The 19,186-nt window shown below is 70.1% G+C and carries 23 protein-coding genes; 8 read left to right on the forward strand and 15 right to left on the reverse strand.

Translation table 11 applies throughout. The annotated features are described in order from the left end of the window. Window positions 1-215: 215 nt before the first annotated feature. Window positions 216-1,589, forward strand: coding sequence for a nucleobase:cation symporter-2 family protein (locus ACH4SP_RS07175; RefSeq protein WP_398411812.1), 1,374 nt, complete (start codon window positions 216-218; stop codon window positions 1,587-1,589). A 76-nt stretch (window positions 1,590-1,665) separates the two neighbouring features. Here the strand turns inward: ACH4SP_RS07175 and ACH4SP_RS07180 are convergent, their stop codons facing one another. Then, window positions 1,666-2,514, reverse strand: a complete 849-nt coding sequence (locus ACH4SP_RS07180) for a chitosanase (RefSeq protein WP_398410720.1) — start codon at window positions 2,512-2,514, stop codon at window positions 1,666-1,668. Between the two features lie 138 nt (window positions 2,515-2,652). Beyond that, on the reverse strand, window positions 2,653-3,495 hold the full coding sequence (locus ACH4SP_RS07185; RefSeq protein ID WP_398411815.1) for a chitosanase: 843 nt from the start codon (window positions 3,493-3,495) through the stop codon (window positions 2,653-2,655). Window positions 3,496-3,586: 91 nt separating this feature from the next. Here ACH4SP_RS07185 and ACH4SP_RS07190 point away from each other — a divergent pair, with 91 nt between their 5' ends. Then, on the forward strand, window positions 3,587-4,267 hold the full coding sequence (locus tag ACH4SP_RS07190) for an alpha/beta fold hydrolase (RefSeq protein ID WP_398410722.1): 681 nt from the start codon (window positions 3,587-3,589) through the stop codon (window positions 4,265-4,267). Between the two features lie 102 nt (window positions 4,268-4,369). Here ACH4SP_RS07190 and ACH4SP_RS07195 read toward each other — a convergent pair whose 3' ends face one another. The 6 genes from ACH4SP_RS07195 to ACH4SP_RS07220 form a co-directional block, all read right to left on the reverse strand. Beyond that, window positions 4,370-4,681, reverse strand: coding sequence for a hypothetical protein (locus ACH4SP_RS07195; RefSeq protein WP_398410725.1), 312 nt, complete (start codon window positions 4,679-4,681; stop codon window positions 4,370-4,372). Between the two features lie 57 nt (window positions 4,682-4,738). Beyond that, the gene (locus ACH4SP_RS07200; protein ID WP_398410727.1) at window positions 4,739-4,939 is read right to left on the reverse strand and encodes a DUF5708 family protein; all 201 of its coding nucleotides are present in this window, start codon (window positions 4,937-4,939) and stop codon (window positions 4,739-4,741) included. 316 nt (window positions 4,940-5,255) lie between these two features. Then, entirely contained in the window at window positions 5,256-6,044 is a 789-nt protein-coding gene (locus tag ACH4SP_RS07205; protein WP_398410732.1) for a VOC family protein, read from the reverse strand. Window positions 6,045-6,183: 139 nt separating this feature from the next. Then, a complete protein-coding gene (locus ACH4SP_RS07210; RefSeq protein ID WP_398410734.1) occupies window positions 6,184-6,396 on the reverse strand; it encodes a DUF397 domain-containing protein in 213 nt (70 codons plus the stop codon). A 5-nt stretch (window positions 6,397-6,401) separates the two neighbouring features. Then, window positions 6,402-6,533, reverse strand: a complete 132-nt coding sequence (locus tag ACH4SP_RS07215) for a DUF397 domain-containing protein (RefSeq protein ID WP_398410737.1) — start codon at window positions 6,531-6,533, stop codon at window positions 6,402-6,404. Next, window positions 6,490-7,440, reverse strand: coding sequence for a Scr1 family TA system antitoxin-like transcriptional regulator (locus ACH4SP_RS07220; protein WP_398410741.1), 951 nt, complete (start codon window positions 7,438-7,440; stop codon window positions 6,490-6,492). Before ACH4SP_RS07220 ends, ACH4SP_RS07215 begins: the two co-directional genes overlap by 44 nt. Window positions 7,441-7,579: 139 nt before the next feature. On the opposite strand from ACH4SP_RS07220, the gene ACH4SP_RS07225 reads away from it, so the two are divergent. Continuing rightward, window positions 7,580-7,822 (forward strand): hypothetical protein, encoded by a 243-nt coding sequence (locus ACH4SP_RS07225; protein ID WP_398410743.1) that lies wholly within the window; start codon window positions 7,580-7,582, stop codon window positions 7,820-7,822. Between the two features lie 141 nt (window positions 7,823-7,963). Here the strand turns inward: ACH4SP_RS07225 and ACH4SP_RS07230 are convergent, their stop codons facing one another. Beyond that, window positions 7,964-8,251 carry a hypothetical protein gene (locus ACH4SP_RS07230; RefSeq protein ID WP_398410746.1) on the reverse strand — a complete coding sequence of 96 codons (288 nt, stop codon included), beginning with the start codon at window positions 8,249-8,251 and terminating at the stop codon, window positions 7,964-7,966. 194 nt (window positions 8,252-8,445) lie between these two features. Further along, on the reverse strand, window positions 8,446-9,192 hold the full coding sequence (locus ACH4SP_RS07235) for a MerR family transcriptional regulator (protein ID WP_398410748.1): 747 nt from the start codon (window positions 9,190-9,192) through the stop codon (window positions 8,446-8,448). 59 nt (window positions 9,193-9,251) lie between these two features. Between ACH4SP_RS07235 and ACH4SP_RS07240 the strand changes: the two genes are divergently transcribed. Further along, window positions 9,252-9,731 carry a DUF6194 family protein gene (locus ACH4SP_RS07240; RefSeq protein ID WP_398411817.1) on the forward strand — a complete coding sequence of 160 codons (480 nt, stop codon included), beginning with the start codon at window positions 9,252-9,254 and terminating at the stop codon, window positions 9,729-9,731. Here ACH4SP_RS07240 and ACH4SP_RS07245 read toward each other — a convergent pair. Continuing rightward, a complete protein-coding gene (locus ACH4SP_RS07245; RefSeq protein WP_398410750.1) occupies window positions 9,700-11,169 on the reverse strand; it encodes a DHA2 family efflux MFS transporter permease subunit in 1,470 nt (489 codons plus the stop codon). The two genes, ACH4SP_RS07240 and ACH4SP_RS07245, sit on opposite strands and share 32 nt — an antisense overlap. A 95-nt stretch (window positions 11,170-11,264) precedes the next feature. On the opposite strand from ACH4SP_RS07245, the gene ACH4SP_RS07250 reads away from it, so the two are divergent. The 4 genes from ACH4SP_RS07250 (at window position 11,265) to ACH4SP_RS07265 (ending at window position 15,760) form a co-directional block, all read left to right on the forward strand. After that, the gene (locus ACH4SP_RS07250) at window positions 11,265-11,657 is read left to right on the forward strand and encodes a winged helix-turn-helix transcriptional regulator (protein WP_398410754.1); all 393 of its coding nucleotides are present in this window, start codon (window positions 11,265-11,267) and stop codon (window positions 11,655-11,657) included. A gap of 99 nt (window positions 11,658-11,756) precedes the next feature. Continuing rightward, on the forward strand, window positions 11,757-13,283 hold the full coding sequence (locus ACH4SP_RS07255) for a YfcC family protein (RefSeq protein WP_398410756.1): 1,527 nt from the start codon (window positions 11,757-11,759) through the stop codon (window positions 13,281-13,283). 127 nt (window positions 13,284-13,410) lie between these two features. Beyond that, the gene (locus tag ACH4SP_RS07260) at window positions 13,411-14,409 is read left to right on the forward strand and encodes a fibronectin type III domain-containing protein (RefSeq protein WP_398410760.1); all 999 of its coding nucleotides are present in this window, start codon (window positions 13,411-13,413) and stop codon (window positions 14,407-14,409) included. 64 nt (window positions 14,410-14,473) lie between these two features. After that, window positions 14,474-15,760 carry an MFS transporter gene (locus ACH4SP_RS07265; protein WP_398410763.1) on the forward strand — a complete coding sequence of 429 codons (1,287 nt, stop codon included), beginning with the start codon at window positions 14,474-14,476 and terminating at the stop codon, window positions 15,758-15,760. A gap of 22 nt (window positions 15,761-15,782) precedes the next feature. Here the strand turns inward: ACH4SP_RS07265 and ACH4SP_RS07270 are convergent, their stop codons facing one another. The 4 genes from ACH4SP_RS07270 to ACH4SP_RS07285 form a co-directional block, all read right to left on the reverse strand. Beyond that, a complete protein-coding gene (locus tag ACH4SP_RS07270) occupies window positions 15,783-16,346 on the reverse strand; it encodes a hypothetical protein (RefSeq protein WP_398410767.1) in 564 nt (187 codons plus the stop codon). Between the two features lie 499 nt (window positions 16,347-16,845). Next, window positions 16,846-18,033, reverse strand: coding sequence for an FAD-dependent monooxygenase (locus tag ACH4SP_RS07275; RefSeq protein WP_398410771.1), 1,188 nt, complete (start codon window positions 18,031-18,033; stop codon window positions 16,846-16,848). Window positions 18,034-18,067: 34 nt separating this feature from the next. Next, on the reverse strand, window positions 18,068-18,268 hold the full coding sequence (locus tag ACH4SP_RS07280; RefSeq protein ID WP_398410774.1) for a Trm112 family protein: 201 nt from the start codon (window positions 18,266-18,268) through the stop codon (window positions 18,068-18,070). Further along, a complete protein-coding gene (locus tag ACH4SP_RS07285; RefSeq protein WP_398411819.1) occupies window positions 18,255-19,184 on the reverse strand; it encodes a hypothetical protein in 930 nt (309 codons plus the stop codon). The genes ACH4SP_RS07280 and ACH4SP_RS07285 overlap by 14 nt, the downstream gene beginning before the upstream one ends. Between the last annotated feature and the right edge of the window lie 2 nt (window positions 19,185-19,186).

The following is a 19,186-nucleotide window of genomic DNA, read 5'->3' on the forward strand; positions in this document are numbered from 1 at the left end:
GCACATACGCACCACCTCCCTGAAGCACGTGCCACCGACGGCACTGGAAACGACAGGAGGAAGCTGTGGCCAAGTCGCCCAGGTTCACCGCGCAAGGCTCTTCGACGGACGGCACCGCCGAAGAGAGCAACACCCCTTCCGAGAACAGCACCCCTTCCGAGAGCAACACCTCTTCCGGGAGCAGCACCCTTGAGAAGCACCCGGTCGACCAGGGGATGCCTCCCCTGAAGCTCGCCACGACCGGTCTCCAGCACGTCGCCGCCATGTACGCGGGCGTCGTCGCACCCCCGCTGATCGTCGGCGCCGCAGTAGGCCTCTCCGGCAAGGAACTCACCTTCCTCACCGGCGCCAGCCTCTTCATGGCCGGCCTCGCCACCCTCCTCCAGACCCTCGGCGTCTGGAACATCGGCGCCCGCCTCCCCTTCGTCAACGGCGTCACCTTCGCCGGAGTCGCCCCGATGCTCGCCATCGCGGACGGCCAGTCCAAGGAGGACGCGCTCCCGGTCATCTTCGGCGCGATCATCGTCGCGGGCGCCATCGGCTTCATCGGCGCCCCGTTCTTCTCCAAGCTGGTCCGCTTCTTCCCGCCGGTCGTCACCGGCACCGTCATCACCCTGATAGGCGTCTCGCTCCTCCCCGTCGCCTTCGGCTGGGCGCAGGGCCCCAACCCCAAGGCGGCGGACTACGGTTCGACGACCTTCCTCGGCCTCGCCGGCATCACCCTGGTGATCGTCCTGCTGCTGCGCCGCTTCACCCGCGGCTTTGTGAAGCAGATCGCGGTGCTCCTCGGCCTGGTCATCGGCACGGTCGTCGCGATCCCGTTCGGCGCCACCGACTTCACACCCGTCACCGAGGCGAGCATCGTCGGCTTCCCGACGCCGTTCCACTTTGGCGCACCGCAGTTCGTGGCCGCCGCGATCATCTCGATGTGCGTGGTCATGCTGGTCTCGATGACCGAGTCGACGGCCGACATGCTGGCCCTCGGTGAGATCGTCGAGCGCCCCGCCGACGAGAAGACCATCGCCGCGGGACTGCGCGCCGACGCACTCGGCTCCGCCGTCAGCCCGCTCTTCAACGGCTTCATGTGCAGCGCCTTCGCCCAGAACATCGGGCTGGTCGCGATGACCAAGATCCGCAGCCGGTTCGTGGTCGCGGCGGGCGGCGGATTCCTGATCCTGATGGGCCTCTGTCCGATCGCCGCCTCGCTCATCGCGGTCGTCCCGCGCCCGGTGCTCGGCGGCGCGGGCATCGTGCTCTTCGGCTCGGTCGCGGCCAGCGGCATCCAGACCCTCGTCAAGGCGGGCCTGGAGAAGGACAACAACGTCCTGATCGTCGCCGTCTCCCTCGCGGTCGGCATCATCCCGATCGCGGCCCCGACCTTCTACCACCACTTCCCGGAGACCGCGAAGATCATCCTGGACTCCGGCATCTCCACCGGCTGCCTCGCGGCCGTCGTCCTCAACCTCGTCTTCAACCACATCGGCAAGCGCGCCGACGACGACGAGGTGACGGCGCCGATGGAACCGGGAGGGGAGATCTCGCACCGCAACGACCAGCAGGGCGACAAGCCGGTCGCCGCCGCTCACTGACGTAGGTCCTCGGTCCACAACAGGCGGTGGCCGTACGGAACTCCCGTACGGCCACCGCCTGTTGACGACCTGTCAGTCAGGCAATCCGGAAGGTGTCCCCGTACACCTTCCACACCAACGGCGTCCGCAGCGAGAAGTTCCCCTTGTTCACGAAGACCCGCTGTGCCGTGTCTATCCGGCTGGTGTCCTCGTGCGCGGCCTCCCGCTTCATCGTGCTCTTCCGCACGTCCAGGAAGGCGTTCAGATACGCGCCCTGGTCACCGCCCCGCGAGGGCGCCGCCGCCTTCGCCAGCGCACTGCGCCTGATCGCGTCGAAGCCGTCGCGCCCGCCCTCGCCGTGCATCACCATCGCGTCGTAGTAGACGAACTGGCCGAGCGTCCCGAGCCCGTCCTGCTGCGCGCGGCGCACGGCCGGGTCGAAGTACACCCGGTCCCGCTCCTCGTTCTGCGCCTGCTCGAACTCCCGGTCCTGCGCGGCCTTCCGCCAGTCCCGTACGAAGCGGGAGCCGAGCCCGCGGTGCGAGTCCGAGCCGTTCACCTTCCGCAGGGCGGGCAGGTACTTCTCCAGTACGTTGCCGGGCGAGGCGGCGCTGTAGCGCTCGACCAGCTCCAGCATGTCGCCGGTCCCGGAGCAGAATCCGATGATCCCCGCCGTGTACCCGCGCCCGTCGCCGATGTCCTCGATGTACTCGTACTGCTTCTTCCACTCAAGGGAGGAGTTCTCGGCGCTCGACACGAGCCGCATCGCTATCTCCTTCTTGTCCGGATCTCGCAGCCCCGACGAGGCGGAGGTCCTGGCCTCCTCGTCCACCGGCGCCGCGCCGGCACCGGTGGCGGTCCCGGCGGCGAGCGTGAGACCCAGCAGGGCGCGGGCGGCGTACTGGGCGCGGCGGGTGAGTTGCATGAGACCTCCGGGGCCGGTCATGGGTGCTGGACCACCCTTCGACGGGGGCCCGGCCGGAACAGTTCCTTCAAGAACGGTACGAAACAGCTCCGACAAGGGTCGCAGGCGCATCAGGAACATTTCCCTCACCTCACCAGAAACCTCACCTCGCAGGGAGCCTCACCTCACCAGGAACGTGTCCCCGTACACCTTCCACCGCAGCGGCGTGCGCAGCGCCAGGTTCCCGTCCCGCAGGAAGACCCGCTGGGCCGTCTCGACGCGGCTGGTGTCCCGGTGCGCGGGCTCCCGCTTCATCGAGGCCACCCGTACATCGAGAAAAGCGTGCAGATAGGCCCGCTCGTCGCCCCCGTCGACGGGCAGCACGGCCCGCTGCCGCGCCCGCTCCCGCAGCGTACGGAAGCCGGTCGACCCCCGGGTGTCCCCGACCCCGTGCATCACATACGCGTCGAAGTACACGAACTGCCCCAGCACCCCCACCCCGTCAGCCTTCCCCTGCCGCACCGCCGGATCGAAGTACTCCCGGTCCCGTTCGGCGTCCTGGGCGGCCCGGAATACCGGATCGGTGTCGGCGGCCCGCCGCCATGCCTCGACGAACGGCTCCCCGAGCCCTTCGTGCGAAGCGCTGCCCCGCACCTTCCGCAGGGCGGGCAGGTACTTCTCCAGTACGTTGCCGGGCCGCGCGGCGCCGTACCGCTCGACCACCTTCGTCATGTCGCCGGTCCCGGAACAGAACCCCACGATCCCGCCCGTGTACCCGCGCCCGTCCCCGATGTCCTCGACGTACCCGTACTGCCTCCGCCACTCAAGGGAGGAGTTCTCGGCACTCGACACGAGCCGCATGGCCAGCTCCTTCTTCGCCGGATCCGCCAGCCCCCGCCCGCTCTCCGCCGGCCGCCTCCCGCTCTCCGCCGGCCGCACGGACGGCGCCCCACCCGTGGACGGCGGTGGCCCGGGAAGCGCCCCGTCACCCCTGCCCACGCTCACGCACCCCACCAGCACCATCAGCAGGACCAGCGCCGCCAGTCCCGCCGCACGCATAACGGACGTCACCCGACGACCCTGGCATCCGGGCCGCCCCTGTACCGTCGGAGTCATGGAAGATCACTCCGTCGTCGATGTGGGCGACGTACGCATGGCGTACCGCTCCTGGGGCGACCAGCACGGCAACCCGGTAATCCTGCTGCACGGAATCGGCGGTTCGTCCGCGAGCTGGGAGAAGGTCGGGCAGGCGCTCGGCGAGGAATGGCGGGTGCACGCACTCGATCTGCGCGGCCACGGCGAGAGCGACTGGCCCGACGAGTACGACCTGGAGCTCATGCGGGACGACGTGCTCGGCTTCATCGAGGAGGCGAAGATCGACCGCGCGGGGGTGGTCGGCCACGGCATGGGCGGCGTCGTCGCTTACCTCCTGGCGCAGGAGTACCCGGACCGGGTGGAGCGTCTCGTACTGGAGGAGACTCCGGCCCCCTATGCGGGGGCGGACGACCCGCTTCCGACGGACGGGCCCGTCGACTACGACGAGAACGCGATCGGCGAGATCCAGGCCCAGCTGTCCGACCCGCCCGCCGAGTGGCTGGACCGCCTCGGCGAGATCGTCGCCCCGACGCTGATGATCACGGGTGGCGCGGAGAGCGACATGTCCCAGGAGGACCTCCCGGAGATGGCCGACCGCATCCCTGACTGCGCACAGCTCACGCTCCCGGGCGGTCACCGCATCCACGAGCGGCAGCCGCAGCAGTTCGCGGACAAGGTGAGCGACTTCTTCACCAGCTGAGAGCTGAGAGCTGAGAGCTGAGAGCTGAGCGGGGTGCGTGTGCCTCCACGCCCCCCGCACTGCTTCCGCGTGACGACGACGGGGGAGTAGGGGCCCGCTGTTTCAGAAGCCGGCCATCGACTTGTCGAGCACTCCGCCCAGTGCGCCGTAAACGCTGCAGCGCACGGAGTGCGTCGATCTGCGGCGGCGCACGAATCCCACGACGAGTGACAACGTGAAGAGCCCACCGAGCGCCATCGCCACGGCCGGGTCGTAGACGAGGGACGCGCCGCACACGATGCAGGCCCAGACCAGGATCGGCAGGAGCGAGCCGCGCAACACCGTCCAGAACGTGATCCGTTCCGGAGCCGGCGGCAGCACACGTTCATGCCACACCGAGATGTGGTTCCTGGTCACGCAGTTCTCGGGGCGCATGAAGACATCACACCACCGCCCCGGTCCGAACCTCCCGGAGGCTCCGGTCAGGACTGGTCAGCTCTTGGGAACACCGGCCCCGCGTGCCGCCTGGAACAGCCCCGTGACGACCAGCGCGCCGCCGATGACCATCAGGACCACTCCGACCTTGGGCAGAGTCACCACCGGGACCTCCACCCCGCCTCCGAACAGCTTCAGGGCCAGGCCGACCAGGAAGGTCACGATTCCCTCGGCGAGATTCTTTCGTGCGCGATTCACGGTGGGACTCCTTGTGACGGGGGTTGTCGGGGGACGACTCCAGCCTAGGAATGCCGGTCAGTCGGATCGTCGTCCGCCGGGACGAGCCCGTGCTGCATCGTTCGACGGACTTCAGCGACCGAACTCCGGAGCGCGGGCGTGGGCCCGTACGTCGCGCAGACCGCGAACGGCCGGGTCCGGTGCGGAACGTGCAGGTGCCGCCGTGGAGGTGTCGGGTCAGAAAGATGTCTCGCTTATACGTGTCAACGAGACATCTTTTTGACCACGGCCTCGGACGTTCGCGCGGTCAACCGCAGGCTGGAAGTGCTCGCCCCGATCAGGCCGTGGCGCTCGTGACGACCGCGAACGGGGCCCCGAACGGGTCCAGCAGCATCGCCAGGCGCCCCACGCCCTCGGTGTCGACCGGGGGGACGATGACGGTCGCGCCGCGCTGCTGGCCACGGGCCACCGTGGCGTCGCAGTCCTCCACCTCGAAATACGGGTGCCATTCGGAGACCGAGCCGGCGTCCAGGTTCGCCTGGGGCAGCTGCATGATGCCGCTGTGCATGATCCGGTCGCCACCGCCTGCGGGCCCGGCGACGGCGTAGACGAGGCCCTCGCCCATGAGCACGTCCCGGATCTCCCACGACAGGACCGTGCGGTAGAAGTCCTTCGCCGCCGCGGCGTCGGTGGTGTACAGCTCGATCCAACTGGCGCTGCCGGGCACGTTGACGGCCTCCAGGCCGTCCGATTCCCGGGGCTCCCACACCGCGAACTCCGCACCCGTCGGGTCGGTGAAGCCGGCCATCCGCCCTGCGGTGAAGACCTCCGAAGGCGGGATGCGCACCGAGCCGCCCGCCTGCTCCACGGCCTTGGCGGTGGCGTCGGCGTCCATGGTGCGGAAGTACACCGTCCAGGCGGAGCCCGCGCCCTCCTCCGTCAGCGGGCCGATGGCGCCGACGGTCCGGCCTGCGTTCCGCAGGAAGCCGTAGCCCCCGGCCTCCGGCCCCGCAGAGGCGAACTCCCAGCCGAACACGCCCCCGTAGAAGGCGACGGCCGCGTCGATGTCGGGCGTCCCCAGGTCCAGCCAGCTCAACCCGCCGGGGACCTGCGTGGAAGTCAGCATGAGGTACTCCTGTCCCGTACGTCGTTGTTGAGGCTCACCCCGGTGAGCCTGCCTCCAGCGTGGCAGCAGACGGCTCTCCACGGGAGCGGTACGCAGCCGAATGGCCTTGCGGAGCCTGCCCGTTCAGCCGTTCAGCCGTTCAGGAGGCGAGGTCGCCGTCGGCGAGGGCGGTGGTGAAGGTGGCCCAGGCGGGGGTGGGGATGTGGAGGGTGGGGCCGGTGGGGTTCTTGCTGTCACGTACGGGGACGTGGGTGGGGAATCCGGGGGCGATTTCCACGCAGTCGCCGCCGTTGCCGCCGCTGTAGCTGGACTTGATCCAGCCCGCCGCGCCGTTGTGCTGACGCTTCGCCATGTTGGCTACTCCGTCTCGCACTTGAGGTGCGCGGTGAAGGTGGCCCAGGCGGGGGTGGGGATGTGGAGGGTGGGGCCGGTGGGGTTCTTGCTGTCACGTACGGGGACGTGGGTGGGGAATCCGGGGGCGATTTCCACGCAGTTTCCGCCGTCGTTGCCGCTGTAGCTGGACTTGATCCAGCTCGCCGCGCTGAGGTCGTGAGGTGTCGGCATGCTGGTCGTACCCTTCCATCGCGTCGCTGATCAGAGTGGCAGACTCGGAGGCAGACAGAGCATCTGCCCTGAGCACATCATAGGTCTGCATCTGGCGCGTGAACTCGGCCGGATCATCGTTGAAGTGCCCCCGGCGTACGGACTCTGAGTAGATCCAGTTGTGGTGGTCGGGAAGGGTGATGAGGGACATCGATGTGTTCGGCCGCGCGAGGTTCACAGCACTTGCCGGGGCGATCTGGACACGGATGTTCGGCAGATTTCCGACGCGCAAGAGGTGCGCACACTGGTCGCGCATGATCGCTGCCGTACCGACGATGTTCCGGATGCAACTCTCGTCCAGAACCGCCAGGTAGAGAGGGCCATCCGGTGTCAAGAAGCGGTGCTGGCGGCTGAGTCGGGCACGTACGAGCTTCTCAAGGTTCACCACGTCCTGCTCGACCTGCGAATAGAGCGCACGGATGTAGTCCTCCGTCTGGAGCAGGCCAGGCATGACCTGAACCTGGTACTCCCGAAGCGCCGCCGCCTCCGCATCCATCTTCGCCCGGCGGTCGAACCAGTCCGGGTGCTGTACGTCCGGGTACCAGTCGATCTCCTGCCACAGGTTCAGCAGCGTCTGGCCCATTCCGAACACCGCCGAGCAGCCCTGCACAAAGCGCAGGTCCGGTACGCGTGTCCCGGCCTCGACCCGTGCCACCTGCGAACGGTCGCAGGGGATTTGGCCTGCCAGTGCGATCTGCGTCAGCAGCATCGACTCCCGGTGGTGCTTGATGAGTTTGCCGAACGTCTCGCCTGGTGTGGCGACCTTTCCGCCTGCCGCGTTTCGCGTACTCACCCGGTCCTCCTCGTGTGCCACGTGGCCACTGGAACGCCCCAAGCGTTGTGACGGGGATCCCGTGCAGCAACGCTTGTCTCACTGACGGTAGTTGATCGGCCGTCGCGTATGTGGCGAAACCTGGATGAAGGATCAGAAAATGCAAAACGGAGAGCAACAGCGCCCTCTCGGCAGCGACGCGCGGAAGCAACTCGCGCGCATGATCAAGGAGTTCGGTATCGACGGCGCCCTCGTGATCAGTCGGACGGCGGGCGACGGGAGTGTGCCGCCGTGGGAGAGCGAGTCGCTGCCCGATCTGCCGCCGGGCTCGATGGAGTACCCGCCGTGCCGCTGCCCCCGGCATCGCGAAGAGGGTGCTGTGGCACATGAGTTGAGCTCATAGCTGGAATCTCGGCGGACGATCGGACCAGGAGCAGCGGGTCCATGGGCACGCCCGATGGAGAGAGCCCGGGCCTCTCTCACGCGGGCGGCGCTCCGCGCGGGCCGTACCGCACCCGTGCGAAGCGCCGCCTTGTCCGTCAGGTCAGGAGAAGTACAGGGACCGGAACTTGACGTTGGGATCGGCATCCCCGCCCACACCTACGTCCGTGCGGGTGCCTGTGCACTCGCCCTCCGAGAAGAGCATCACCTTCGATGAGGTCCAGTTCTTGAACTTCCAGGCGTCCTTGCTCTTCCCGGCTTCGACTTCGGCGACCTCAAGGCACACCCTTGAGTCGGGGTCTTCCAGCTTTGTCTGCTGCGGGTTCGCGGGGTCGCCCCACGAGTAGAAGGCGTGGCCGTCGGCCGCGGCGGCCGAGTTGGGCACGGCCACGAGGAGGGCGAGGGCACCGAGGGCGGCGCCGACAGTGTGACGAAGACGCCTGAGAGACCAGTTCCGTTTCTTGCCGGGGACTAGGGCCCCCGAAGCATGACGGCAAAAGCTGGCTGCCTTCCCGGTTCTCATCACTTCAAACCACGCCCACGAAGTGTGCGGAAACGATATTCCTGCGGCCGTGTGGGTGTGCGTCAGATTCGCCCGCCCGCTCGCTCGACCACGGCCGCCAGATCCGCGCCCGCCCGGAGCAGGGTGACTGTCCGGGCGGCGATCCGGTCGAGGCGGTCCTGGAGGACGCGTGCGGTCTCGGCGGGGTCGTTGTCCTGCTGGAGCGCGGTGAGCGCCTCGCGCACTGCCGCGATTCCGTATCCGGCGCCGCGCAGGGCCAGCACGATGCGGGCCGTGCCGACGGCTGCGGGCCCGTAGCGGCGGGCGCGCAGCGAGGTCACCCGCTCGGGGGTGAGCAGGCCCTCCTCCTCCCAGAACCGCAGCGTGGAGGTGCGTACGCCGAGCGCCCCGGCGAGTTCCGTGATCGTCATCGCGTCGCTTTCCTGCCCGACCGGTCCGGCCCCCGTCTCGGCCCCGATCGCGTGCAGCGCCTGCTGGGCGCGCAGGACCTCCTCGCGCTCCCGGGCCAGGAGGACATGGACCGCGTTGACCGCTGCGGCCGCGTCGGCGAGCGTCGCGGTACGGAGTTCCGTGAGCAGCCGGCGGGCCTCGACGGGACCGGTGGCCTCCGCCAGTCCCCGGTAGGCGCGCAGGGCCTGGATGTGGAGTGATGTGTACGAGCGGTAGGAGTTGGCCGACCGTACGGCGGGCGGGATCACCCCCAGCCGCTCCAGATCGCGCACCTGCTGCACCGAGTAACCGGACTCCCGGGCCACGTCGACCGTACGGAGCGGTGCTGACGGCTGCGGCGCCTGCGGTACCTCGGACATCGGCGAACCCCACATAAGCACTTGAAGGTGATGCTTGAACCATGAGTATCAGCATGAGTATGGAACAGATCATCACAGCCGTGCGAGGCCTGGACGGTGCACTCGTCGTCGCCCCTGAGCAGGGGGACGACTTTCCCGAGCTGGTGTGGGGCGACGCGTTCTTCTACTACGCGCCTGACGGCCGGATGCCGACGAACGTCCAGCCGTACGGAACGATCGTCACCAAGAACTACCCCGACGACACCGCGTCCGGCCTCGACCGCCCGGGGCGCTGGCGGGTGAACGTCCACGTCGACCGTGCGACGTTCAGGGAACTCACGGGGGAGGAGCCGCGCGGCCTCGCCGTGCCCCGGGACCGGGCCGTGCCCCGGGACCACGCGGCCGTCGACACCGTGCTGCCGCATCCCGTGTACGGATCGCTCGGCTGGATCTCCGTCGTCAACCCCGGCGGGCGGACGGCGGACACGGTCGTACGCCTGCTGCACTCCGCGCACGAGGCCGCCCGCGTCAGGTCCGAGCGGCGGAACGCTCAGGGCTGACGGCCTCGGTGCCCATCCCCTTGCTCCGCTTGTTCCCCCGGAGCAGGACCGCCGCCAGCACCAGCCCCACGGTGACCACCAACGCACCGACCCCGAAGGCGAGTCGGTAGCCCGAGTTGAGGGCGTCCAGCGGGCCCGTGCCGGTGGCGGCGAGGTCGGCCGTACGGCCCGCCGCCAGCGAGGTCAGGGCGGCCAGGCCGAACGCGCCGCCCACCACCTGCGTGGTGTTGAAGAGGCCGGAGGCCAGGCCCGCGTCCTCCGGGCGGGTGTCGGACATGGCCAGGCCCGTCATGGCCGGCATCCCGATGCCGAAGCCGATCGACAGGAGCAGGATCGCGGGGAGCACATCGGTCAGGTACGAGCCGCCCACCGGGGCCCGGCTGAACAGCGCGAGGCCCGCGAGGATCGACACCAGCCCGGCCAGCAGGGCGTTACGAGGGCCGAAGCGGGCGGCGACGCGGGTCGAGAGGCCGAGCATCAGGGCCCCGATGACGAGGGGCGCGGGGAGGAACGCGAGACCGGTGGTCAGGCTCTCGTACCCCAGTACCTGCTGGAGGTAGAGCGCGCCGATGTACTGGAAGGCGTACATGCCCGCGATCGCCGCGATCTGCACGAGGTTCGCGCCGGTCAGCGTGCGGGAGCGGAAGATGCGCAGCCGGAGGAGCGGCTCGGCGGTGCGGGTCTGCCGGACGGTGAACGCGGCGAGCAGGGCAACCGACAGCGCACCGAGGACGAGGGTCCTGGTCGATGCCCAGCCGTGCTCGGCGGTCTGGACGAGGGTGTAGACCCCGAGCATCAGTGCGGCGGTGACCAGCACCGCACCGAGGTAGTCGGCGCCCTTGCCCAGCCCCGCGCCCTCGTCGGCCGACAGCACCCGCCACGCGGCGACGACGGACACCAGGCCGATCGGCAGGTTGATGAGGAAGATCCAGTGCCAGGAGAGCGCACTGGTCAGGGCGCCGCCGAGGAAGGTGCCGAGCGCGCCGCCCGCCGCGCCGGTCGCGCTGAACACCGCGATGGCCTTCGCCCGCTCGCGCCCCTCGGGGAAGAGCGCGACCAGCATGCCGAGGACGACGGCCGTCGTCATCGCACCGCCGACGCCCTGGAGGGCGCGGGCCGCGATCAGCGCGCCCGGGGTGGTCGCGATCCCGCAGAAGAGCGAGGCCAGTGTGAAGACGGCGAGCCCCGCCGTGAACATCCGCTTGCGGCCGACCAGGTCGCCGAGCCGCCCGGCGAGGAGCAGCAGCCCGCCGAAGGGGATCAGATACGCGTTGACGACCCAGGCGACGCCGGCGGGGGAGAAGCCGAGGTCGCTCTGGACGGCGGGCATCGCGACGGTGACGATGTTGCCGTCGAGGATCGTCATCAGGGTTCCCGCGCAGAGGATGACGAGCGCGGTCCAACGGGACGAAACGGTGGCTGGCTTGAGCCCTGACATGGTCTCTGACCTCCATAGGTGCACTACTTGTAACGGGCCTTGTGATGGAGGAGATCGTGCGTGACCATGAGGGCCTGCCGTAAGGAGGCACTTCCATGTCCCACCGGAACGCCGGTGTTACCTCCCAGGTCGTGAACGCAGAGGCCTGCCCCGTCCGCGAAGTTCTTGACAGGGTGGTCGGGAAGTGGAGCGTCCCGATCCTGATCGCCGCCGCGCACGGCCCGATCCGCTTCACCGAACTGGAGCGGTCCATCGACGGCATCAGCCGCCGGATGCTCACCCTCACCCTGCGCAACCTGGAGCGCGACGGGATGCTGACCCGCACTGTCCACCCGACCGTCCCGCCCAAGGTGGAGTACGAGCTGACACCGGTCGCCCGCGAACTGCACTCCTCCCTCATCGGGCTGACGACCTGGGCGGAGCGGCACCGGGTGACGGTGGCCGAGGCGCGCGCCGCGTACGACGAGAAGAACGGCGTGGCCGCCTGAGCGGAGAGGCGGAGTGCGCCTGAGTCCGGGGTGGAGTGTGCCTGAGCCCGGGGCGGAGTGCGGATGCGGGCCCGCCGTCCCTGTGGTCCATTGATCAACATGAGCACGGCAATCGAGCCACAGCAGGACCCCGGGACCGGAGGCAAGCGGAAGTTCAGCTTCCCCAGCGCCCTCACCATCCTGGTCATCGTCACGCTCGGCGTCTGGCTGCTCGCCTTCCTGATCCCCTCCGGCGCGTACGACCGCGACAAGAACGGCTCGCCGATCCAGGGCACGTACCACCGGGTCCCCTCCGGCCAGAGCTTCACCGATCGGCTCAACGACCTCTTCCTTTCCCCGGTCAACGGCCTGTACGGGGTGCAGGACGCCGAGTCGGGGCAGGTCGGGCCCGACCTGGCGGGCGAGCTGTACGGCAGCGCGGGGGTCTTCCTCTTCGTGCTCGCCATCGGCGCGTTCATCACCGTCGTCTTCGCGACCGGCGCCCTCGACCGGGGCATCGGCCGCCTCGCCCACCGGCTGCGTGCGCGAGGAGCGCTGCTGATCGCGGGCGTGATGCTGGTCTTCGCGCTGCTGGGCACGGTGGAGGGGTTCGCCGAGGAGACCCTCGGCTTCTACGGGCTGATCGTGCCGCTGATGCTCGCCCTCGGGTACGACCGGATGGTGGCGACCGGCACGATCATCCTCGGTGCGGGGGTCGGAGTGCTGTGCTCCACCGTGAACCCGTTCGCGACCGGAGTCGCCTCATCGGCCGCGGGGATCTCGCTCGGCGACGGCATCGTGCTGCGCGCGCTGATGTGGGTGGTGCTGACGGCCGTCACCATCGGATACGTCATCCGGTACGCGAAGCGCGTCCGGCGCGACCCGGGCCGCTCGCTCTCCGGCTTCCTCCCCGGGGACCACGAGCAGTCGGCGGCCGAGACCGCCGAGCCGCCGCCGCTGACCGCACTGCACAAGGTGCTGCTCGTGCTGGTCGCGGTCACCTTCGCCTTCATGATCTTCTCGGTGGTGCCGTGGTCGAGCGCGCTGACCGGGGACGCCGACGCGACGCCCTACGGCTTCGAACTCGGCTGGTCCTTCCCGCAGTTGGCGGCGCTCTTCCTGGTGGCGGCGGTCCTGGTCGGCCTCGTCGCACGCTTCGGCGAGCAGAAGCTGAGCGCGACGATCGCGCAGGGCGCGGCGGACTTCATCTCCCCGGCGCTGGTGATCGTGCTCGCGCGCGGGGTCACCGTCATCATGAACAACTCCCGGATCACCGACACGGTGCTGAACGCCGTGGAGGGCGTCGTCACCGGCACCTCCTCCGCGCTCTTCGCCGTGATCGTCTTCATCGTGAACCTGCCGCTGGCCTTCCTGATCCCCTCCACGTCGGGCCATGCGACCCTCGCCATGCCGATCCTCGCGCCGCTCGCCGACTTCGCGGGCGTACCGCGTGCCGTGGTCGTCACGGCGTGGCAGTCCGCGAGCGGGCTGATGAACATGTGGGTGCCGACCACGGCCGTGACGATCGGCGGAGTGGCGCTCGCCAAGGTCGGTTACGACAAGTACCTGCGGTTCGTATGGCCGCTGCTGGTGATCCTTTTCGTCCTGATCGGCGGCTTTGTGGCGGCGGGCGCGGTCATGACGTGACGGCCGCTCCTGTGTGAGACCTCTCTGTGAGACCCCTTGTCCGGGGCGCCCAGCCGTGGCATACAGGTCTGGACCATTGTCTCCGCCCTCCCCGCGGACCCTCCGGGATCTCCGCGGATCCCCACGGATGAGAGGTCCAGCTGTGCAACGCCCCACCGTCTGCGCCGTGTTGGCCTGTTCCCTGCTGCTGCTCACGGCGACCGCCTGCGGCGGCGGCTCGCACGCGGCACCGCCCGCCGACCGTTCACGACCCTCCACGCCCGCCGGGGTGACCGCCCAGGCGGGCAGCGCCACCTCCGTCCACGTCATGTGGAGTCCGTCCACGGACGACCGGGGAGTGACGGGCTACGAGGTCTACGAGAAAGGGAAGAAGGTCAGGGCGGTTGCGGCGGAGACCACCATGGTCGACGTCGACCGCCTCGCACCGTCGCACGCGTACGCCTTCACCGTCCGCGCCCGGGACGCCGCGGGAAACCTCTCCGCCCCGAGCGCCGCCGTCACCGCGAAGACCCCGGCCCCCACCCCGGACGACCGCAAGCCCCCGACCGTCCCCACCACCCTGCAGGGAAAGGTGAACGGCGCCCGCTCGGTGACGCTCTCCTGGGCCCGCGCCACGGACGCCGTCGGCGTCACCTCGTACGACATCTACCAGGAGGACTCCCGCATCCACAGCGTGCGCGGCACCGAGACCAGCACCCGGATCGACGGGCTGCGACCGGGCACGGTCTACACCTTCACGGTGCGGGCGCGGGACGCCGCCGAGAACTCCTCCAAGGACAGCAACGCCGTCGACCTGACGACGCCTTCGGCACCGGGCTCCGGCCCGTCCACCGCCCCCACGGGACTGACCGTGACCGCGCAGGCCAAGGCGGGCGAACGCACCCTCGAACTCCGCTGGACCCAGCCCCGCACCGGGGGCGAAGTCAAGGAGTACCAGCTGTACTTGAACGGCAGGTTCGCCACCTCGATCGCGTGGGGCGCACCCCCGCCGCCCGGCCAGGTGACGTACACCCTCACCGCCACCGAACCGCCCGGCACCCGCTACACCGTCAAGCTCCGGGCCAAGCTCCCGGACGGGAAGTGGGGAGACTTCTCGGCGCAGCGGACGGTGGTGGGCGTCGGCTGAACCGGCGGTGTGCGGAGGCTAATTCAGTGGTACGAGGGCGGCTCACCCGGCACCGTGGCCGATCATGGACACCACCTCGCAGGGCCAACCGCATGCCGTCGCGCCGGAGGCCACCGCCCCAAAGTCCCCGTGGAAGGTGCGGGACTTCCGCACGCTGTTCACCGCCACCGCCCTCAGTGAACTGGGCACCTGCGTCAGCCAGGTCGCCGTCCCGCTCGCCGCCGTGCTCCTGCTGGAGGCGAGCCCGGGTCAGGTCGGACTGCTCGGCACGCTGAGCACCCTCGCCTTCCTGCTCATCGGCCTGCCCGCCGGAGTGTGGGTGGACCGGATGCGGCACCGGAACGTGCTGATCGGGGCGGACTTTGCGCGGGCGCTGCTCTTCGCCTCGATACCGGCGGCCTGGGCGCTGGACGTACTGACCCTGGAGCAGCTGTACGCGGTCGTCGCGCTGAACGGCTGCGCGACGGTGTTCTTCGACGTCGGCTCGCAGAGCATGCTGCCCCAAGTGGTCGGCAAGGAAGCCTTGTTGGCCTCCAATGCCGCCATCGTCGGGCTGCAGGCGGCGGGCAGCGTGGCGGGCCGTGGCGCGGGCGGCGTACTGGTGGCGCTGATCACCGCGCCCCTGGCGATCGTGGGCACCGCCGTCCTCTATCTGGCCTCGGCGCTGCGACTGCTCGCCGTCCGCCACGCCCCGGCGCGGCAGCGGTCGGGGGCTGCGCCCCGGCTCCGTACCCAGATGTCCGAAGGGCTCGCCCACGTACTGCGCCACCGCGAACTGCGTGCACTGGCCCTCTCGGCGACCCTCACCAACCTGGGCGCACAGCCCATCAACGTGCTGCTCCCCGTCCTCATCACCCGCGAACTCGATCTGTCCGCCGCGTACTTGGGTGCCTTCTGGGCGCTGGGCGGAGTGGGCGTCCTGCTCGGCTCCCGACTCGCGCGCCCCGTCGCCGCCAGGCTCGGGTACGGCCGCACCCTGGGACTCGCCGGACTGTGCACGGCCCCGGCCGCCCTGCTGGTGCCGCTCCTCGACCGGGGCCCCTGGTTCGCGCTCGCCGGCGCGGGATGGCTGCTGGTCACCCTCAAGATGGGCATCGACAACGTCCTCGGCGTCAGCCTGCGCCAGCGGCTGACCCCCGCCCCTCTCCTCGGCCGAATGAACGCCACCTTCCGCTTCATGCTCACCGGAGCGATCGCGGTGGGCGCGATGCTGGGCGGCCTGCTCGGCGAGTTCGCGTCGCTGCGCGTGGCGCTGTGGACCGGCGCGGGGATCCTGGTGCTCGCGTTCCTGCCGCTGTTCCTGTCCCCGGTACGCACGCGGCGGACGCTGTCCGAACAGGGCGCCGAGTGACGCGGGCACGGGGGGCGGTCGGCTATTCCTCTGACGTGGTGGCGGCGGGCTTCGGAAGGTTTTCGAGCGTGGCCAGTGCGGACTGCGCGGCGTCGCCCAGGTCGCCGCCCGCCCGGCCCGCGCGGGAGGTCAGATAGCCCTCGCGGCGGGCCTTCTTCAGGTGGTCCTTGACCGACTCCGGGCGCCTGTCGAGCTGTTCGGCGAGCCATGGCACGGGGGCCTGGACGCCCTTGTCGACCAGGTCGCGGTAGGTGAGGCAGAGCACGGCGAGGTAGTGCGGAGAGACGCCCTCGTCGGTCAGCAACTCCCTTGCCAGGGCGGACAGTTCGACGAGGCGGCCGTGCTCGGCCTGCCAGGGGGGAGTCGTGGGCGCGAGCTCCTGGGCCTTCTTCACCGCGCCGGCAAGGTCGAGGCCGCGCAGCACCGTCGTCGAGATGCCGCGTGCTACGTCGCCGGGTGCCGCGTCAGGCTCGGCCTCGATGACGATCTTCTGCGGTCCGCCGGACACGGCGCCCTCGGGCCACCACATCGTCACCCACCAGGGGCCCTTGAACTGGACGACTTCGAGTCCTTCGCTGAATGCCATGTGGACACCCTAGGGTGGTCCACCCTGGGTGGTCAATAGTAGGTGGATGGGTGCGGGTGGATTGGTGGGTGCGGGTGGGGGCGCTGCGCGGGCTGGTCCCCTACCCGCCCCTTCCCGACTGTGACATTTGCGGCTCCGCCGCGTGAGGGGGCGAGCCCCCGGGCCCCGGGTGGGTGTGCTTGTGCGGGTGCGTGGGGGCTGGTCGCGCAGTTCCCCGCGCCCCTAAATGCATGGCCCGCGCGGGGAACTTCAGCCTGTCGAGGGGGTACCCCCTGGTCCTTAAGACCTTGGGGGAGTTTGAGGACGCGCGGCGGAGCCGTGCACCGGGCGCAGCCCGGGACGCCCGCCCCCACCGGCGCCAGCCGTGACCCGTCTTTGCCCCGCGGCCAGCGGGGACTTGCGCCGCAGGCAACCGCACCACCCACCGGCCCGCACATGCCCGGAGCCCGGCCGGGCAGGGGTCGGATCGCGTCCCAGTCCCCGCACCGCCCGTCCCAGCTCAGTCCCGCTTCAGCGATCCGCCTCCGAATGCCCCTCTCCCGTCCGCATGTTGCCAGAACGTGTCGAGGGCGGGGCCGTTCATTCCGGACCAGTCCGGGGTGGCCTGGACCAGGGCTCGGCCCAGGTTCCGGCCCAGGTCGACCATGGTGCGGCCCGCAGGGGTGCGAGCGGTGTCGTACGCGTTCAGGGCTTCGGCCGGAGTGGGTGCGGCGATCAGGGCCGACTGGAGGGCGGTGACGTCCTGGAGCGCCTTCACCGCGCCCGCCCCGGTGTGCGGGCGGGCGACCGTGGCGGCGTCGCCCACGAGGGCGAGGCGGTCGGTGGCGTAGTGGGGTGCGGTGAAGTCGTACAGGGGCTGGACGAAGCGCTCGTCCTGGGGCGTCGCTTCTATCAAGGAGGTGAAGAACGGGGGGAGTCGGTGCGCCGTGATGTCGGCGAGGTGGGCGGCGAGTTCCGGGGTGAGGGTGCGCTGTCCCTCAGCGGGGAGGGTGTACCCCGGCGGCGGCATGGTGTAGAAGACCCAGTTCACCCGGTGGCCGCCCGCGTCGTCGGGGATGCGGTAGATGACGATGTGACCGCCGTCGAAGACCACGTACGCGGCCTTGTCCGTCGGCCACAGGTGCGCGTCGGGCAGTTCCGACTCCGGGTAGGCGCCCCGCCAGGCGAGATAGCCCGCGTACTCGGGGACCGTGTCCGGGCAGGCCGCCGTACGGACCAGGGAGCGGATGCCGTCGGCGCCAACGGCGACGTCGTACAGTTCGCCGTCCAACTCGACCCCGCGCGAGGTGAGCCGCAGCTGCTTCACCGCGGTGCCGGTGCGGAAGTCGACCGATTCGGGGACCCGGGCGCGCAACTCGCGCCAGAGCGGACCCCAGTTGTACGTGCGGAACGCGAACGGCATCTCGGTGAGCGGCCGGCCGAGCGGCGACGGCGCGGCGTCGTCCCGTACGTACCAGGTGCGGTGGGTCAGCCCGATCCACGGCATGTCCGCGTCCATGAACCCGGCCGCCTCCAGCTCCGCGTACCGGAGGCCGTGCATGGCCACTCCGACGCCGCGCGAGGCCAGCCGGCCGCCCGCCCGCTCGTACACGGTGACGGCGTCCGCGCCGCCCCGGTGTGCGGCCAGCGCTGCCGCGCAGCCCGCGATGCTGCCGCCGACGACGGCGACCCTGCTTCCCCTGATCATGTGTTCATTGTGGCAGGGGGGTTCGAGAAGTGGATCACTGCGAGGTCAGGCGGCGGTGCTCCGTGTCGTCGACCTGTTCGCCGGAGGACGGCAGGAGTTGGGGGATGCCGTCGACGATCGGGTAACGGCGGTGCAGGCGAGGGTTGTAGAGGGCGTCCTCGGCGGTGAGCAGGGTGAGGGGGCCCTTGTCGAGCGGACAGGCGAGGATCTTGAGGAGCGGGTCAGCCGGATTCATGGCTCACTTCCTTTTCGGCGAGGGGCTGTTCGGTGGAGGGCGCGGGCTGTTCGGTGGAAGGCAGGGCCAGGAGGACCGCCACCGCCAGCAGCGCGCCCGCGACCCGCAGGGCCAGCCGCAGCGGGTCGTCGGGGAGGGACTCGCCGAAGGCGAGGGTGCCGAGGGTGGCCGTGTACAGGCAGGAGGTGGTGGTGCAGACCGGGACGACCAGGGAGGCGCGGCAGCGCTGCAGCGCGGTCTGGGAGAGGACCAGGCCGGTGCCGCCCGTGACCAGGAGGAGATAGGGGTACGGGGAGGTGAGGATCGCGGCCGCGGTGCCGGGCAGGTCGTGGAAGTCCAGGTGGGCGGAGACGCCCTTGATGGCGAGGGAGCTCACCCCGTAGACGAGGCCGACTGCCACACCGTACGGAACGCCGCTGGTGGGCGCGGCATGGGCGCCGCCCCGGCGGTCCGCGGCGACGTACACCCACACCCCCGCACCGATGCTCAACCCGCTGAGGAGAAGGATCAGTGGCGGAGGAGAGTCCGCACCGATCACTTCGCCGCTCCCGTCGAGGGAGAACACCACCATCAGCAGGGCCGCCACGATCGCCGCCATCGCGTACCGCTCGCGGCCAGAGGTGCGTTCGCCGAGCGTGCGCGAGGACATCAGCAGGAGCAGTACCAGGCCGGAGATGAAGAGCGCCTGGGCGACGGCGATCGGCAGCGTGCGGTAGACCACGAGCTGGGCGGCGAACCCGCCCGCCAGCGCGAGCGACCCGCCGATCCACGGCAGGCTGCCGAGCAGCAGCCGCACGGCGTGCGCGGGACGCCGGATGTCGAGTCCGGGCAGCTTGCCCAGCGCCCGCTTCTGGAGTACGAACCCGCCGCTGTAGAGGACGTTCGCGAACAGCGCGGCTGCCACGCCCCACCACATCA

The sequence above is a fragment of the Streptomyces sp. NPDC021093 genome (assembly GCF_044333135.1).
GTDB lineage: Bacteria > Actinomycetota > Actinomycetes > Streptomycetales > Streptomycetaceae > Streptomyces.